Source organism: Enterobacter sp. EC_50, from assembly GCF_019584525.1.
Lineage (GTDB): Bacteria > Pseudomonadota > Gammaproteobacteria > Enterobacterales > Enterobacteriaceae > Enterobacter > Enterobacter roggenkampii.
The window spans coordinates 1-230 of sequence record NZ_VDAF01000128.1 but is presented as its reverse complement, the minus strand read 5'-3'; the positions used below and the strand labels follow the sequence as shown (position 1 = coordinate 230).

The 230-nt window shown below is 50.0% G+C and carries 1 protein-coding gene; it reads right to left on the bottom strand.

From position 1 onward, the window contains the following. A partial coding sequence (locus FHC48_RS23935; protein ID WP_220420653.1) for a DUF4158 domain-containing protein occupies nt 1–230 on the bottom strand: 230 nt, incomplete at both ends.

Genomic DNA, 230 nt, shown 5'->3' with positions numbered 1-230 from the left:
GCATTTTATTATGGTGATCCCCTGGGCGAAATGCGCCTGGTAAGCAGAGTTTTTGAAATGTAAGGCCTTTGAATAAGACAAAAGGCTGCCTCATCGCTAACTTTGCAACAGTGCCCTGCCTAATGTTTTCCAGGTCATCATCGCCCAGCGTGTAGAACTTCAGTAGCGACAGTTCGTCCGTGGGCAGATCGAACAGCGCTGCTCGCTGCCGTTCGGTGAAAATATGGCGT